This is a genomic window from Marinomonas sp. BSi20584 (assembly GCF_002792415.1).
Taxonomy (GTDB): Bacteria; Pseudomonadota; Gammaproteobacteria; order Pseudomonadales; family Marinomonadaceae; genus Marinomonas; species Marinomonas polaris.
This window is the reverse complement of record NZ_KZ454874.1, coordinates 75,906-92,316: the sequence shown is the minus strand read 5'-3', so window position 1 is coordinate 92,316 and position 16,411 is coordinate 75,906. Positions and strand designations below refer to the sequence as shown.

The window sequence follows — 16,411 nt, the reverse complement described above, 5'->3', positions numbered from 1 at the left end:
TTTAATCTAAGTCTTCTAGTTATTTTTTTGGCTATTTCTATCGCAACCTATATCACACTTTAAAAATCGAAATGCTACGGTTTAACGATTCGGCCTGATCTGCAATAGCCTGGCTCGCCTTAGAGTTCAACGCCACAGATTCTGACGTGTCTTCGGTGATTTCACGTATTGTGTCGACGTTCTTACTAATTTCGTTTGCAGCGATAGTCTGCTGTTCAATCGCGGTTGATACAGAACCCGCCATATCTGAAATTTCTTCTACATCAAGAATAATCTGCTCAAGTACGGTTCCGGTCGTCGCCGCTTCATCGCGACTTAACGCACCATCCTGACGGCAATTTTCCATCAGAGCTACAATACCTTTGGTGCGTTCTTGCAAGGTAACAATAATGTCAGAAATCTCTTCCGTCGCGGAATGAGTTCGACTTGCCAAGGCACGTACTTCATCGGCAACAACAGCAAAGCCTCGGCCTTGCTCACCTGCTCTTGCGGCTTCAATAGCGGCATTAAGCGCTAGCAAGTTAGTCTGTTCGGCAATACCTTGGATAACGTTCAAAACAGTTCCAATGCTTTCGCTTTCTTTTGCTAATGCACTGACGGTTTCGACAGAGCCTTCAAGTCTGTCTGAAAGCTGACGAATACGATCAATCGCAGAGTTCACTTTAGACTGCCCTTGTCGTGCATTTTCTTGCGTTGAATGAGCCTTCGCCGCAGCCATTTCCATGCTACGGGAAATATCTTCCACTGTGCCCACCATTTCGGTGACCGATACAGCAACCATATCTGTCTCTGCTCGCTGTTTCTGTGCATCGTCTGAGGTTCTTGCTGCGTTCTGTGACAACTGCATTGTGGTGGTATTCATCTCTTGTACAGTAAGATTTGCATTCGCAATGACACGACTAAAATCCGTCAACATGTCGTTAATACTGGAAGCAACAAAACCAATCTCATCTTTCGCCGGCAAATCGACGCGTAAACCTATATTGTGAGTCGTTTGAATGTCTCGCATCGTCGCTTGGATAGTATTCAATGCCGAATTGATCGTACGATTAATAATCCACGCCACAAATACTCCAACAACAATGATGACGCCACAAAGAATAGTTGTCATCATCATGGCGAAAGATGTTTTAGCTTGAATAACCGACGTTAGCTGAGCTTCTAATGAATCGAGCGCAGTTTCGGTTTTATGAATAGACTCACGCATGGCCAGTAGTTTTCCTTCCTTACTGCTCAAACCTAAGGCTTTTTTTCCATCCGCATATTGGTTAAAACCTTTTCTATATTGGTCAGAAAGAGACACTAATAACTGAACCTTACCCGCTGGCAATGAAGCATTGCGTAAGTTGCTTTCTAACTGGTCTAAGGTTTTATTAAAAGAGGCAATATATTTAGGGTTACTGCGCAGCATAAAGTCTTTTTCATGTCGACGAAGCTGCAACATAGTCACAAGTAACGCATCTTGGTTCAGGGCTGATAACTCGCTTTCAATATTATGTACCGCTCCACGAAGCTCCCCCTGTAATCCTGTCTCTGGTGTTAGGCCCAATACTTTAGATGCCGTTACAACAGAGGTAAAATCTGTCTGATATTCTTTAAAATCGTCGGTGAGCTCCAGCAAAGTATCAGTATCGATGGCAAAGTCACTCATCACGTTTTCAAGTAATGTTTGATCCGCAAAAAGAGAAGTCATTGTCTCGTTGAATTTTGTTTCATAAGAAAGGTCGAGACGAGCAAGAAAATCTTTCTCATTACGGCGCAAGGTAAGCATATTAACTTGTTGGTGTACTACAAGATTCTTGGCATAGTTCAGCTTTTCTAGATTGCTCTGCGTACTATAAAAAAGCCCTAACATGGCAACGAGCGCCACAACCAATAATACGGTATTTAAAATTAATTTATGTTTAATGAGCACAATTGGCTCCTGTCATTCAAAAAAAAACGATCCCTTACTTACACTAAAATAATTCCATCTATCTATATGATAATTCATAAAAAACAGAAGATCCTCGATTCGCACAATTCCATAATAAACGTCACAGGAAATAACAAAGCTAACTAAGGTTTGTTACAGAAAAACATCGCGCATCAAAACCGAGCAAAGGATGCTTTTAGAAAATCCAGCAATAAGCGTAACTTTTTAGACTCCGCTGTTCCTGGCGGAAAGACGGCGTAAACATCAATTCCTGTGCATTTATAATCCGGCAAAATTCTTTCTAGACTGCCATTGGCGATACGCGGTAGCGCGTCGTACATAGGAATTCGTCCTATACCATTACCGCCTTCTAAAAAGATCGTCCTCGCTGCTGCGTTGTTGGTACTAACACCACCATGAACAGACAAACTAAACGACTTATCGCCTTGGCTAAGATGTACCGTATTTGCTGCGGGCGTATACACCACCCAATCATGGTCATAAAGTTCTTCGGGCTTAGTCGGCCTGCCGCGACGACGAAAATATTCTGGCGAACCGCACAAGCACGTCTCAAAGGTCTTTAACTTACTGGCTTGCAACCCAGAGTCTAATAAGGGAGCACCACGAATCGCGAGATCAACACCGTCTTTGATGATATTGACCACTTCATCACTTAGGGAAACATTCAGTTCGATTAAAGGATAGAGTCGTCGAAATTCATTCAGCGCCGGCACAATCACCTGCAAGCCCAAATTCACCGGACAAGAGATCTTCAATTTTCCTTCTGGCTCTTGCTTGGCTTTTTCTATCTGTAGGTTCGCTTCATGAGCTTGAAAAGCAATGGCTCGGCAACGCTGATAATAAGCTTCGCCTGTTTCGGTCAATGACAAAGATCGAGTAGTACGATTCAGTAGTTTTACCCCAAGCTGCTCTTCTAATTTTTTCAGGTGATAACTCACCACGCCTCGGGAAATCCCCATGAACTTAGCGGCGGCCGTCAAACTGCCTTGCTCCACCACTTGGGCAAACACCACCATACTTTTTAACTGCTCAAAGGAGACTTCCATAGTGACGACTCTTTTTTTAAGATGAATAGTAATAGATTTTTATTGTATCAATTATTTGACTAATGAAGTCAAAATTCACCCCATTATGCTCATTCGATTAATTAGATAGACTAATCACAAGTTAATAAAACAACTCATTCAAACATTTAGGATTCACTTATGAACAGTCTTATGAGCAGCAAAAAAATTCTAGTCGTTCTAACATCACATTCAGATTTGGGCGACACAGGTCACAAAACAGGTTTTTGGGTAGAAGAATTCGCCGCACCTTATTACGCGTTTCTTGATGCTGGCGCAGAAGTAACTGTCGTTACACCAAAAGGTGGCCAAGCACCAATCGATCCAAACAGCACAGCGCCAGATGCGCAAACCGAAGCAACTGAACGCTTCTACAAAGATCAGGCCGCACAAGATGTTATTACTAACACGCAAAAGCTTAGCGATGTGAAACAAGATGACTTCGATGCCATCTTCTATCCAGGCGGCCACGGTCCACTTTGGGATCTAACTGAAAACGAAGAATCCATTGCCTTGATCGAAAGCTTCATCGCAGCGAATAAGCCAATCTCTTCTGTTTGCCACGCACCAAGCGCTTTCTTGAACATTAAAGATGCTGACGGAGAGTTCTTCATCAAGGGTAAAACCGTGACAGGTTTCACTAACAGCGAAGAAGCAGCCGTGCAATTAACAGAAGTTGTGCCTTTCTTGTTAGAAGATGAAATGAAAAAACGCGGTGCAGATTACAAAAACACGGCGGACTGGACACCATTTGCAGTTCAAGACGGTTTGATGATCACAGGTCAAAACCCTGCAAGCTCTGAATTAGTGGCTGAAAAACTATTGGCTCAATTGGCTAAATAAGCGCCAATCACCATAAGCACAAAAAACCCGCCTCAAGGAAACTTGAGGCGGGGTTTCTATTTTGCATCACTAAAAAGTGACTAAATATTATTAACAAGATGTTATATGGCGTAATCGAAAACGATAATGTCTTCTAAAATCGGCCCTAGTTGTGCTTTTAATACTTCGTGTTCTGGGTGAGGAATGTAGGCATCACGCGCGGCTTCGTCCACAAAGGTCATAAACACACAATGTGTGTACTCTTTATTACGCCCTTCTGGACTGTTATTTAGTCCCCATTCAACCGACTCAATCCCATCGATTTTGCTTTTAATCGCATCGAAATTAGCCAAAGACGTTGCAATATCCGCTTCGCTGGCTTGTTCTTTATACTGAATAAACAACACATGACGAATCATAAAGACTCCTGTTTAAATAAAATGATTTAGCAAAATCATACTCTGCTCTTCCCACTAAAAACATGCGGATGGTAAACATTCCTTAAAAGGTCAATTTTGTTCAATACGCAAGGTTCCTAAAAAACGATAGTGAGTGCCTGTTGATTATTTTTCTAGGAATACCTGATGACTCTCTCGTTAATCATTTCTATGTCTTTGTTTGCCTTGGTTGCATCGCTGTCTCCCGGACCGGTGAACCTTGTATCGCTAAGTGGCAGCGCTCGTTATGGAATCAAAACGGGGCTTATTTTTGTAACGGGAGCGACGCTTGGTTTTATTGTGCTGTTTTTGCTGATTGGCTTTGGGCTACATTATTTAATTGATCAATTAAGCTGGATCACCAAAGTGCTGCAATGGTTAGGCATCGCTTTTCTACTGTACTTGAGTTATCAGATATTCACCGACAATGGCGAGCTAAATTCGGACAAAAACAACAATGCGCCAACCTTTATGACGGGTGCAATTATGCAATGGCTCAATCCAAAAGCTTGGCTGGCATCGTTGTCTGGAATTGCGGCCTATACTCCCAATGCGGAAGCGACAGAGGTGTTAATTTTTGCGAGCTTATATTTGCCAATTTGTTGGTTGTCTTTAGGTATTTGGGTGTGGATAGGAAAAATACTCGGGCAATATTTTCAAAGCCCCGCCAAGATGCGCTTGATGAATAAAACCTTGGCGACATTATTGGCAGGCAGTTGTGTGCTAATCCTTGTCTGATATACAAAAAACCACCTGAGCGAATCAGTTATAGCTTTCCAGCCTTCATGATGAGCGATTTCAGATATAGACACGTTGAAAAAAAAGTTAAGAAAATAACACTTAAAAAAAGAGAGACGAATATTCCAGTAATTGGGTAAAACGTTCTTCCCGTATCTTGAACAATTTTCTGGTAAATAATGCTTAGCTCGTGGGTAGATTCACTTTTACTAAATATTCCATCGCCATTAGTATCATAGGTCGAAGCAAGAACATCCAACATACCTTCGTATAAAAACGTGAGAAAAACCGAGGCAATATATACACATGCAGCGACGGCAAAGGTTCTTAGCAAAAAATGATCCCACGCTCGCATGCGATAGCTAACAACCAAAGCGAACAAAATCGTTCCATAGCCTATAATCCTAGGTCCAAATTCAACCAGAAACATCATTTTTAGTTACCATCCTTATAACTAGAGATTCAAAATTTAAGAAGAAACCGAGCGGCGATACTGATCTGGCGTTGCCGCTACTCGCTGTTTAAACACACGCTGAAAGTGCGCCTGATCACTAAAGCCAATGGTCTGTGCCACATCAACAATGGCTTGTCCTTGCTTCAACGCTTGCTGGCCCAGTTGAATACGACGATTCAAACGATAAGCGTGTGGCGTCATATTAAAGTGGCGCTTAAACGCACGTACTAAATAGCCAGTACTGAAACCAAATTCAGTACTGATTTGCTCAATCGAGGTATCGTGCAAACAGTATTGATTCAAATAGTCCGCCACTTGATATAAGTTATTCACAGGCAAAGCTGTGGAAGATTCGATGTTATTCGCATCCAACTCCGTGAACAAGTCCACCAGCACCGCTTCTAGCCTTTGGCCTTTTTCTAAAGACGAAAGAACACCCGACATTAAACACTCACATACTTCTACAAATGCCTGATAAGCCTGAACTGACATTAAAGTATCACCCAAGGTATCTTGCCAGATCTGAGTTTCTCTAGAGCCATTGGCGAACAATAAGGACGCTAACCAATCCTTGTCTAAATGCATCATGTAATAAGCCCATGGAGAATCTTGACGAGGATTACAAGCATGAACGACACTAGGGTTCATCATTACCAAAGCACCATGTTCAACAGCGTGTAAACGGTCCGCACAGAGGAATTCACTCTGACCTTTTAGAATGGCACCAATCGACCATTCTTGATGGGAATGCGGTGCGTAGCTCACGTTTCTACCATCCAATACTTGGCGAAGCTCCACATAAGGCAAAGCCTGATCTCGCCAAAAAAGAGGATGGGTAGAAGGTGTCATCTTGTCGTCCTATTCAATCAGGTAGGTTATGGTAAACAACTTAGGCGAAACTTGTCATCTAAAGTGACAGGCAAAACCAAAGTACTAAATTCTAACGCCAACGACTGCTTACACATAGCATTTCGTTGTGCTTCATCATCCACATAAATTCGACGATATTCCGCATTCAATACAGGCTTACCAGCTTTAATAAAACTTGAATAAGAACGGCATTCGGAAAATTCAAAGCATTGCTCTGTGATTGCAAAATCAAAGTCACTACTCAACGCCCGAGCCTGATCAGGGTCATTTTTCAAACCAATTGCCAAACCTCTGGCGTGGGCTTGCGCGGCTAAAAAGCGATTGTAATCTAATTGGTCATTGGCTCGGAATGAAAAACCGGTATTAGTTCGGTAACTGTCGACGTTATCTGGCTCTACACCATCACATCCTTTTGAGACGGCTAGATCAAGACGACGAATCATGACATCACGCACTTGGCTAGAACGAATCTCTAACCAGCTCTCATTATCCCAACCACTTAAGGTTTTACCCAAATCTTTGGCAGCAAAATCGACTGCGTCAGGCCGCCAATCTTCGTATGAACCGGCTGAAAAATAACAAATGACTTTTTTACCGGACGCTTGTAGACGTTGGATCAGCTCAACAGAAGAATCAAATAAATCGATGTCGTATAAATCCACGTCGTAATCTTCATTAACAACGCCGTCAAGTTGCCACTGCCAAGTCACAGAAACCGGTGGGCGATACCAATCATCCGCCGCATAAAGAGGGGAAAAAAGAGACGACAGCAGCATATACAACACACTGACTGGAAAAAGTAGAACGCGCATAGTGGACTCCATATGCTCAAAAGGCTAAAAAGCCCGCGACAGGTCTTGCCGCAAGCCCCCACTCTACTCTGTTATGACGTGAAAGGCTCTCAATCTAATGGCTTAGATTCTAGTGGAACAGCTGAGACAGGCATTCTGTGGAAATACTGCCATGACAGATGGATGTGACACCGCCGCTCATGCTGACACGAAAATCATCGTTAATTTCAATATCGATCTGGCCGCCCGGCATCATCACCTTGATAGACGAGTCACATAAACCTAACTTATACGCCACTGCGGCAGCGGCGCAACTGCTACTGCCTGATGCCAAGGTATAACCTGCTCCTCGCTCCCAGATTTCGATTACAATATGATTACGATCAATGACTTGCATAAATTGCACATTGGTTCGATTAGGAAAGTTGGGATGTGTTTCAATCAAGGGGCCAAATTCTTTTGCCATGATTTCGGTTGGCGACTCGACCAAAATCACGCAATGAGGATTGCCAATAGTGACCGCGCTGTAAATATGATTCAGGCTCATTACATTAAGATTTTCTAACAAGACTTCGCGAGGTTCACCCCAAACTGGAATGTCTTGGCTAAGAAAAGACACCTTACCCATTTCCACATCCACTCGCAGTCCATTGTCAGACACTTGTGCTTTGACCACACCACCTTTGGTTTCAATGGTAAAAGGTTTATCTTTCACCAAACCTTGATCCCATAGAGAACGACAAAATATCCGCAAGCCGTTACCGCTTTTCTCCGCTTCGCTGGCATCGGGATTAAATATACGTAAACCAAAGTCTGCGACATTAGAAGAAAATGGACCAATCAACACACCATCTGACGCCACGCCATAATGTTTGTGGCAAATGTTTTTAATGATCAAGGCGGCAGGCTCATCAGGAAACTCATCTGGCGATACGACTAAATACACATTACCTAGCGCATGATACTTACGAAAATCCATTGCCTTATTCCTCTGGTTATTCAATTAACTGATTGGCTAAAGCGTATTTTATCAAGCCTGCAGATGTATGAATATCCAACTTGTTTTTAATATTCTGTCGATGTGTTTCGACAGTTCTCACACTGATATTCAAGGATTGACCAATTTCTTTATTAGATAATCCTGCCGCTAGCGCTTTCAACACAGCCACTTCTCGCTTGGTTAAGTCATCAGACTGTTTGGGAGAAGCTGCCAATGAAAACAGCGAATCGGACGCTCCTGAGCTAAAATACGTGCCACCTTGGCACACGGTATTAATGGCTTGGACTAACTCTTCTGATGACACATCTTTTAAAACATAGCCATTCGCACCTGACTGAATTAATGACAAGATATACTCTTTGTCATTATGCATACTAAGCATCAAAATTTTGACATTGGGCTGCTCTGCTTTAAACCGTTTAGTGGCTTCTAGTCCATTTAATATCGGCATAGAAACATCCATCAGAACCAGATCGGGTTGGGCTTCTTTGGCTTTTTCTAACGCATCCAAGCCATTAGATGCCGTTGCAATAATGTCGATATTGCCCTCTAGTTCCAAACGAGCTTGCAGTCCATCCAAAACTAACATGTGGTCATCAACTAAGAGAACTCGAATATTTTTTATCATTATTAATCTTCTCTATGTACTAAAAGCGTTGCTCAAGAGGCAACAAAGCATGCACTTTTGTGCCCTTGCCACGTTGTGATTCCAACATAAAATCACCACCAATTAATTCGATTCGTTCGCGCATATTGATCAAACCAATCCCTGAAAACAGATCTGATTTTTTCGAGATGCCTTTGCCGTCATCAAAACACTCAAACATCACATGTCGATGAGATTGCAAAACTTGCAGTGAGATATTTTTGGCTTGAGCGTGCTTTTCAATATTGGTTAACGACTCTTGAGTTAGACGGTAAACTGTAATCTCTATTTCATCAGGTAACTTAGTAGACACATCAAAACGATACGTGACCTGAATTTCAGTGCGTTCCATAAATTGGTCAATCAAGGCTTTAAGCGCCGTATCCAAACCTAAATCATCCAATAAGGTTGGTCGTAAATTATGGGAAATCTGCCGCACCTCACTGATGGTCTGATTAATCAGATCACCCGCTTTCGCCAATTCTTGATGAATCACTTCTTTTTCATGACCACGCTTTAATTTATTTTCCGCTAACTCAATACGAAACTTACAACTTACCAATAATTGATTAATGCCATCGTGAAGTTCACGAGAAAAGCCTCGTCTTTCATTAACTTGCAGACGCATAAAACGTTGAGCCAGTTCTTTTAGTCTTGAGTCCGCCAATTTGTGCTCATGAAGATTAATCGCCAAACCTAACAAAATAACCAAAACTACGGTTACTACAACCACGGCAATCACGGTAAAAAAACTACGCTGAATATTGTCATTCATGGTGGCTTTGGTTTTGGCTAGCTCTGCGTAAATATCATCAAGATACAGTCCGGTGCCCATTATCCAATGCCACCGATCAATGGCGACTACATAGCCCAACTTATCTTCTTGCTTCATTAGTGGCGGCTTTTCCCAAATGTATCTGTGATAACCGCCACCAGCCTGAGCCGCACGAATTAAGCCTTGGATTAAATAGTTTCCAGTGCGATCCTGAAAGTTCCATAAATTTTTACCGACAAAATCCGGCTGAGTTGGATGGACTAAATTTATCCCAGACATTTCATAGGCGAAGAAATAACCGTCATCTTCGTAACTTAATCCTTCCAGAATTTTTTTCACTCGACTTTGTGCTTCAGCATCACCTAACTGATCATCCTCCAATATTGGACGAATAGCTGACATAGCAATATTAACGTGATTCTTCAACGCTAACTTTTTAGCATTTACTAAATTGAATTCATAAATAGACAGTTCTTGCGAAGCCAACTCGCGAGCAGATTGAAAGCCCAGATAGGTAATGATGGCTGTCGCGACAATTAAAGGCGCAACGGCAAGGAGAATGATTTTACTTTTTAATCCCACGGATAAAGACCTTTTTTATTATTTTATACTGTCAAGATCATACATTTAACTCATTCTTAGTATTCCTAAAATAGCAAAAAAGCGGGCAATACCCGCTTTTAAACTAGAGTCTAAACCATCTTAGAATCAGTCCATTCCATATAACTCAGGAAAAACCATAATACTGACCAAAACGAGGATCTGGATCAATATAAACGGCATGACGCCTTTATAAATATCCATTGTTCTAATCGAACTAGGCGCCACACCTTTTAAATAGAATAGACTAAAACCAAACGGCGGGGTTAAAAAGGATGTCTGTAGATTCATCGCAATCAAAATCGCGAACCACACCATATTTATACCCAATGCTTCGGCAACAGGAGCCAAGATAGGCACAATGATAAATGCGATTTCAACAAAGTCGATAAAGAAGCCCAAGATCAAAATGGCAATCATGGCTAAGATAATAAAGCCCCATTTCTCACCAGGAAGATTCAGTAAGACTTCTTCGACAATCGCATCGCCACCCGTGTAACTAAACGCCATAGAGAAGGCGGTTGCTCCCATCAGAATAGCAAATACCATGGCCGTAACTTTTACTGTTTCCAATCCACTGTCGTAGAGCATTTTCCAGCTAAATTGACGATAAATAAGAGCCAATACTATCGCGCCCATGCCACCTAACGCAGAAGACTCGGTTGGTGTGGCAATCCCTGTAAAGATCGAGCCCAACACAATCAACACCAAAGCCAAAGGCGGGATAATCGCTTTTAGTGCGCTGCGGATTTGTTGTGCGCGTGTTTCATTATCTAAATCCTGCGGCATAGCTGGCGCTAGCTCAGGTTTTAAAAAAGTAAGGATCAAGATATAAACAATGTAACAAACAATTAAAATCATGCCGGGAAACAAAGCAGCATGAAAAAGATCGCCTACAGGAATGCCCAAAACATCCCCCAAAATGATCAAAATAATCGACGGTGGAATGATTTGCCCCAAGGTACCAGAAGCACAAATCGTTCCGCAGGCTAAAGATTTGTTGTAGTTATATTTCAGCATCACAGGCAAAGATATTAGCCCCATTGCCACGACACTCGCACCAACCACACCGGTCGATGCAGCCAATAACGCGCCCACTAGAATAGTAGAAATTGCCAAGCCACCGCGAACGCCACCAAACAGTTTGCCCATGGCCTCTAATAACTGCTCTGCTAGCCTCGTCTTTTGCAACACGATGCCCATAAACACAAACAAAGGCACCGCCATCATAACGGTATTTTCCATGTAGCTTTGAATGCGGAACGGCATAAAAGCGAACATATCAAAACCTTCGGCAAAAACACCGAAGATCAAGGCCACACCACCAAAGGTAAAGGCCACAGGGAACCCCAGTAAAAGCAACACTAGGGCAACAAAGAACATGATTATTCCAATCATAAATAACCTATAAGCTTAAAATGGAGACAAGAATTAATGTTGAATAGGCGGATGTGAAAAACCTTCTTCACTTACGCCGCGCAGCACATTGATGCAGCGAATAATCATTCCTAATCCACTGATTGCCATAGAGAAAAAAGCAACAGGAATAACCGCTTTAATGATCCAACGATAAGGCAAACCACCAGGATCGCCACTGGTTTCACCAAGGGAAAAAGCCTCGTAAGAAAAGCCTACACCGTAATAACCAACCAATATGGTGAAAGGCATTAGAAACACAACACAACCAAACAAATCGATCCAAGCTTTTCCGCGAATCGATAGATTTTCATAGATCAAATCCACACGTACATGACCACCATGCTGAATACCGTAAGGAATGCCTAATAAGAAAATCGCAGCGTATAAATGCCACTCCAACTCCTGCATACCAATCGACACATCGTTAAAGGCATAACGCATCAAAACGTCGTAAAAAACGTTAAACAACAAGCCAATAAATAAGATGGTAGAAATAATACCCAGTAGATTCGAAAAACGAGTGATACCCCGTTCTAGGCCGATTAACCACATAACAAACTCCTAGAAAAGACAAAGGGCGAGGTCATACTAAGTACTCACTCACCCTGTCAGAGGTTTTATTGATCTAGACGGTCAACGCTTTCAAGATAAGCGCGATCGGAGATATTCGACCAAACACGTGCTGTTTTCATGTACGCGGCCTGAGAATCGATAATTTCTTTCGCCAATGGATCTTTCGCGGCTTCTTCCGTCAAAAGTTCGTCGTTGGCTTTTTTCATCGCATTCAAAACAGGTTGAGGAAAGGTTTTAACTTGAATATCTGGGTATTCAGATTTCATCGTCGCCCAGTTCACACCACTTTCATGGTAGCTCTGAATATACATATCATAAGCTGACACCTTCATCGCTACGCGCAATATTTCACGAAGATCGTCTGGCAGTTTTTTCCACGTCCGTTCGTTCACAAGGAACTGAAGTTCCGTTGCAGGCTCATGCCAACCTGTGTAGTAGTAAGGCGCAATTTTGTGGAAGCCCATACGCAAATCAAGTGACGGCCCAACCCATTCAAGCGCATCAATCGTGTTACGCTCAAGCGCTGTGTATAACTCGCCCGGTGGGATATTCGTTGGTTTTGCGCCTAGTTTTGCTAACACTTCACCGGCAAAACCTGGAATACGCATTTTCAGACCTTGTAGGTCCTCAACGGAATTGATCTCTTTTCTGAACCAACCGCCCATCTGTACGCCAGTATTACCACCTGGGAAAGAAAGCAAACCGAATGGTTGATACACTTTTTCCATCAACTTCATGCCATCACCATAATAGAACCAGCCGTATTGCTCTGGCGCAGTCATACCAAAAGGCATAGTGGTGAAATAAACAGTATTAGGTACTTTACCTTTCCAGTAATAAGACGCGGAGTGACCTAAGTCATACTGACCAGAACGCACCATATCAAACACACCCAAAGGCGCTTTGTGTTTGTTGGCTGAGTCGATGGTGATTTTAAGACGGCCACCAGACATTTCTTCTGCAATACGAACCATGTTTCTTGGTGCATCACCAAAGATAGGAAAGTTAGTTGCCCAAGTCTCGGCCATTTTCAATTTGTAAACTTTTTCTGCTGCGAGAGCAGGTAAAGAGAAAGCGCTTAATGCCACTGCGGTTGCAGCAACAAGAGTTGTGAGTTTTAAGGATTTCATTGTTTTTATCATCCTGTAGTCTTATTTTTTATAATTTAAGATCGAGCAGGATTAATAATCGCGCGTACAGAAAGTGCAAACAATTCGTACGAATACCGACTTTATAAAGCGGAAACTACGTACTAGACTCAGTATTAATACGTAGAATTAAACGAAAAACCTTCACCATAAAATTAATTTTCTGCCATTAACTCAACTATATAAGGCTCTATGGCATCAGCAAAAATTTGATATTGGCTAGCGTTGGGGTGTAAAAAATCACTCATGATATTACTGGTTAGGCGACCTTTTTCATCCAGAAAAACGTGATTAATGTCTTGGAAAAATATCTTTTTATCATCTGCATAGCTGCAAATAATCTGATTCACTTCGTTGTTCAACATACGCAGTTTCTGCGTTGGTTTCGCACTACGAGGGAAAATAGCCAAGAGCAGAATTTTTGTCTGCGGTAACTTTTCTGCCAATACAGACAAAATCTGCTTAATACCCAACGCTGTATCTTCAGCTTTGTCCATGCGATGACCTGCGTTATTCGTACCAACTAATAAAACCAATAACTTAGGCTGAATATTATCGACTTCCCCATGGGCAAGTCGCCATAAAACGTTCTCTGTTTTATCACCATTGAATCCTAAATTCAGTGCATGCCTTGGTTGATAAAAAGCCTGCCAAACATCCGCGCCTTCTTTCTCCCAAGCTTGTGTAATGGAATCCCCAAGGAACACCAAATCCACTCGCTCCATGGCATTTTTTTCGGCGAGCTTTTCCTCATGACGAGGCAACCACCAAATGGTTTCTTGTGGCATTGCCTTGATAGATAAAGGTTCTGTAGGTAACTTTTTTGATGCTTTCATCACAAATCACACCCTAGAAAATGCGTTCCCGGAATTGGGTTGTAACTCACCGGATCACAAGGCTCAAAACCCAAACGAACATACAAGCGTCTTGCGGTTTCAAAATCTGCCAATACATCAAGACACATGCGCTGATAGCCATTTTCCTTGGCACAAGACATAAGCGCAGTGACTAAGTTCTCGCCCAAATGATGACCGCGTTCTGTTGGACGAATATAGACTCGCTTCATTTCGCAAACTTTCGCATCAACTCGACGAAAAGCCGCGCAGCCGACGACCTCGTTATCTTTCCAGATAAGTAAAACCACACCATTAGGAAGCGAGTATTTACCATCTAAAGCAACAAACTCTTGTTCATTCTGCTGATAGTCCAAGCTTACTGGCGCCGACGCGATATATTCACGAAAAATAGCTAACACACTGTCATTGTCATGTGGGAAATCGGCAGGGCGAATGGAAAACATGTAGTGTCCTTACGTTGAAAACTTGATAAGCAAAATAATACCGACAAAACAACCTGAAAAACAAAACTTAATAGAGTCCTTTTAAGCTTTAAGGCAAAACCATACTCCTTTATCATCGCTGCATTCTAAACTGACACGATTAAAGAGATATAACACCTTGGGCATTGTTCTTTTTTACATCAAGAAAATCATCGGCTATATGCTGATGCCAATTCCTCTAACCTTAGTAGCTATGTGCCTTGCGTTTTTACTGATGAAGAAATGGCCGAAAATCGCCCGATTTTTCTTGTTATGCGGCATATTAATGTTGGGATTAACCAGCTGGAACCCTGTCGCAAATACATTGATTGCGACGGTAGAACACGACTTCCCAGTATTTGATACTAAGCAACCTGTTGATGTCGTTATCGTCCTCGGTAGTGGCCATAAAGATCTTAGCAATACACCAACGATCATGGCGCTAGGCAACAGCGCACTGTTTCGACTCGAAGAAGGTTTGCGTATTCTAAAAGCCAACCCAAACGCGCAATTATTTGTTTCTGGTTATTCTGGTGAAATGACAGAACCCCACGCAGAAGTCATGCGCCGAGCCGCCATTGAATTAGGAATACAACCAGACAGGATCAAAGCCTTCCCCCTCGCCAAAGACACAGAAGAGGAAGCCTACAGCATGAAACCTTACTTAGAAGGGAAAAATGTCGCCTTGGTAACGGAAGCCTCACATCTAAAACGTGCGTCTATCTTCTTCGAAAAAGCAGGCTTCAAGATTATTCCGGCTCCAGCCATGTACCTTGGTTCGGAAAAGAGCGATTGGCAAATCGACGCCACCGCCGCCTACAAAAGCCAACGCGCCTTCTACGAATGGCTTGGACGTACTTGGCAGTGGATTAAAGGCTAAAACTTATTTTGCCACTTTTGGAAAGCCGCTAAGTGATTCTCTGAAGCATCATGTAAGCGAATAAACACGTCTCTCACATCACTTGGTAAATCTTGTTTTAAAAAGCGTTCATACATCTCGATATTCGCGATTTCAGCTGCAACACCAACAGCAAATGTCTCGGCATAGCTCGCAGGCATCACCGCGCTTTCCACGCCACGATCCACTGGCAAGGCGAAATCATAACGCTCAAACAAAGGCTCTAACCAAGAAATGTGTCTTTCTTCGGTCTTAATGATATTAGTAAAAGGTTTCTGTCCACAAAAAGTACGAATCACCTCTTGATATTCTCCTCGCGCTAAATATTCATCTTACAAGGCATAGCTCAGCATGGACTCCAACGTCAGCACTTTATCTACTTCATTCTGTGCGCCAGCAGCACCATAGCCTTCAGCCGCAGCAATAGACGGAAAACAAACAATCACCCAAGAGACAAGTACACCACTCAACCATAATTTAACGCTCTTCATTTCGCTCTCCTATCAAGCAATAATACCAGTGCAAAAACAAACATTAGAAAATACTAATATATAAATTAAAGCACAGATAATCAGTTACTCCAGCAATAGAAGAGAATTTATTGATATAGATCGTTAAATGGATGGAAAAATGACTCAGTAGAGTTGGTTGTTATACGTCATGTCTCCTACTAGCATTTATACGACAAAGGACCTTATAAGGCTAAAGAATGAACTCTATAATTACATACGAAGTTGATGAAAAAGATAACCAAATATCTCATGATGCTTGGTTAACACAGCAAGTAAACGCCGCTTTCGAGAATATGGAAAACGGCCTTGCTGTATTTGTGTCGAACGAAGAAGCTAATGCTCAGATGACTGAGTTTAAAAGGAAAATTCGAGCTAAAAATAAGCTGTACTGACTCAATCTGAACTGCTGA

20 protein-coding genes are annotated in these 16,411 nt (G+C 42.2%); 4 read left to right on the top strand and 16 right to left on the bottom strand.

Annotated elements, in window-relative coordinates:
- Positions 1-52 precede the first annotated feature (52 nt).
- Together TY87_RS07445 and TY87_RS07440 are read right to left on the bottom strand one after the other, a co-directional pair.
- Positions 53-1,915, bottom strand: coding sequence for a methyl-accepting chemotaxis protein (locus tag TY87_RS07445; protein WP_100186584.1), 1,863 nt, complete (start codon positions 1,913-1,915; stop codon positions 53-55).
- Between the two features lie 173 nt (positions 1,916-2,088).
- Positions 2,089-2,982 carry a LysR family transcriptional regulator gene (locus TY87_RS07440; RefSeq protein ID WP_100186583.1) on the bottom strand — a complete coding sequence of 298 codons (894 nt, stop codon included), beginning with the start codon at positions 2,980-2,982 and terminating at the stop codon, positions 2,089-2,091.
- Between the two features lie 159 nt (positions 2,983-3,141).
- On the opposite strand from TY87_RS07440, the gene TY87_RS07435 reads away from it, so the two are divergent.
- Complete coding sequence (locus TY87_RS07435; RefSeq protein ID WP_232617089.1) at positions 3,142-3,843, top strand: type 1 glutamine amidotransferase domain-containing protein; 702 nt, start codon at positions 3,142-3,144, stop codon at positions 3,841-3,843.
- A gap of 101 nt (positions 3,844-3,944) precedes the next feature.
- On the opposite strand, the gene TY87_RS07430 is transcribed toward TY87_RS07435, so the two are convergent.
- Positions 3,945-4,241, bottom strand: a complete 297-nt coding sequence (locus TY87_RS07430) for a Dabb family protein (protein ID WP_100186582.1) — start codon at positions 4,239-4,241, stop codon at positions 3,945-3,947.
- Positions 4,242-4,406: 165 nt separating this feature from the next.
- On the opposite strand from TY87_RS07430, the gene TY87_RS07425 reads away from it, so the two are divergent.
- The gene (locus TY87_RS07425) at positions 4,407-4,997 is read left to right on the top strand and encodes a LysE family translocator (RefSeq protein WP_100186581.1); all 591 of its coding nucleotides are present in this window, start codon (positions 4,407-4,409) and stop codon (positions 4,995-4,997) included.
- Between the two features lie 28 nt (positions 4,998-5,025).
- Here the strand turns inward: TY87_RS07425 and TY87_RS07420 are convergent, their stop codons facing one another.
- The 11 genes from TY87_RS07420 to TY87_RS07370 form a co-directional block, all read right to left on the bottom strand.
- On the bottom strand, positions 5,026-5,430 hold the full coding sequence (locus TY87_RS07420) for a hypothetical protein (protein WP_100186580.1): 405 nt from the start codon (positions 5,428-5,430) through the stop codon (positions 5,026-5,028).
- Positions 5,431-5,466: 36 nt separating this feature from the next.
- The gene (locus TY87_RS07415; RefSeq protein WP_100186579.1) at positions 5,467-6,300 is read right to left on the bottom strand and encodes an AraC family transcriptional regulator; all 834 of its coding nucleotides are present in this window, start codon (positions 6,298-6,300) and stop codon (positions 5,467-5,469) included.
- 26 nt (positions 6,301-6,326) lie between these two features.
- Positions 6,327-7,133: an endo alpha-1,4 polygalactosaminidase gene (locus tag TY87_RS07410; protein ID WP_100186578.1), complete on the bottom strand. Its 807-nt coding sequence runs from the start codon at positions 7,131-7,133 to the stop codon at positions 6,327-6,329.
- 109 nt (positions 7,134-7,242) lie between these two features.
- Positions 7,243-8,091: a diaminopimelate epimerase gene (gene dapF / locus TY87_RS07405; protein ID WP_100186577.1), complete on the bottom strand. Its 849-nt coding sequence runs from the start codon at positions 8,089-8,091 to the stop codon at positions 7,243-7,245.
- 16 nt (positions 8,092-8,107) lie between these two features.
- Positions 8,108-8,740, bottom strand: a complete 633-nt coding sequence (locus TY87_RS07400; protein ID WP_100186576.1) for a response regulator transcription factor — start codon at positions 8,738-8,740, stop codon at positions 8,108-8,110.
- A 19-nt stretch (positions 8,741-8,759) separates the two neighbouring features.
- Positions 8,760-10,115, bottom strand: coding sequence for a cache domain-containing protein (locus TY87_RS07395; RefSeq protein WP_100186575.1), 1,356 nt, complete (start codon positions 10,113-10,115; stop codon positions 8,760-8,762).
- 126 nt (positions 10,116-10,241) lie between these two features.
- Complete coding sequence (locus tag TY87_RS07390) at positions 10,242-11,531, bottom strand: TRAP transporter large permease (protein ID WP_072838891.1); 1,290 nt, start codon at positions 11,529-11,531, stop codon at positions 10,242-10,244.
- A 33-nt stretch (positions 11,532-11,564) separates the two neighbouring features.
- Entirely contained in the window at positions 11,565-12,104 is a 540-nt protein-coding gene (locus tag TY87_RS07385) for a TRAP transporter small permease subunit (protein WP_011978501.1), read from the bottom strand.
- 65 nt (positions 12,105-12,169) lie between these two features.
- Positions 12,170-13,255, bottom strand: a complete 1,086-nt coding sequence (locus tag TY87_RS07380) for a TRAP transporter substrate-binding protein (protein WP_100186651.1) — start codon at positions 13,253-13,255, stop codon at positions 12,170-12,172.
- 173 nt (positions 13,256-13,428) lie between these two features.
- Complete coding sequence (locus tag TY87_RS07375) at positions 13,429-14,109, bottom strand: GDSL-type esterase/lipase family protein (RefSeq protein ID WP_072838888.1); 681 nt, start codon at positions 14,107-14,109, stop codon at positions 13,429-13,431.
- Positions 14,109-14,573 (bottom strand): GNAT family N-acetyltransferase, encoded by a 465-nt coding sequence (locus TY87_RS07370; protein ID WP_100186574.1) that lies wholly within the window; start codon positions 14,571-14,573, stop codon positions 14,109-14,111. Before TY87_RS07370 ends, TY87_RS07375 begins: the two co-directional genes overlap by 1 nt.
- A 157-nt stretch (positions 14,574-14,730) precedes the next feature.
- Here TY87_RS07370 and TY87_RS07365 point away from each other — a divergent pair, with 157 nt between their 5' ends.
- Positions 14,731-15,471, top strand: coding sequence for an ElyC/SanA/YdcF family protein (locus TY87_RS07365; protein ID WP_232617088.1), 741 nt, complete (start codon positions 14,731-14,733; stop codon positions 15,469-15,471).
- On the opposite strand, the gene TY87_RS07360 is transcribed toward TY87_RS07365, so the two are convergent.
- Entirely contained in the window at positions 15,468-15,788 is a 321-nt protein-coding gene (locus TY87_RS07360) for a ferritin-like domain-containing protein (RefSeq protein WP_100186572.1), read from the bottom strand. The two genes, TY87_RS07365 and TY87_RS07360, sit on opposite strands and share 4 nt — an antisense overlap.
- 33 nt (positions 15,789-15,821) lie before the next feature.
- Positions 15,822-15,980 carry a hypothetical protein gene (locus tag TY87_RS22445; RefSeq protein ID WP_157789876.1) on the bottom strand — a complete coding sequence of 53 codons (159 nt, stop codon included), beginning with the start codon at positions 15,978-15,980 and terminating at the stop codon, positions 15,822-15,824.
- 218 nt (positions 15,981-16,198) lie between these two features.
- On the opposite strand from TY87_RS22445, the gene TY87_RS07355 reads away from it, so the two are divergent.
- Positions 16,199-16,393: a hypothetical protein gene (locus tag TY87_RS07355; protein WP_100186571.1), complete on the top strand. Its 195-nt coding sequence runs from the start codon at positions 16,199-16,201 to the stop codon at positions 16,391-16,393.
- Positions 16,394-16,411 lie beyond the last annotated feature (18 nt).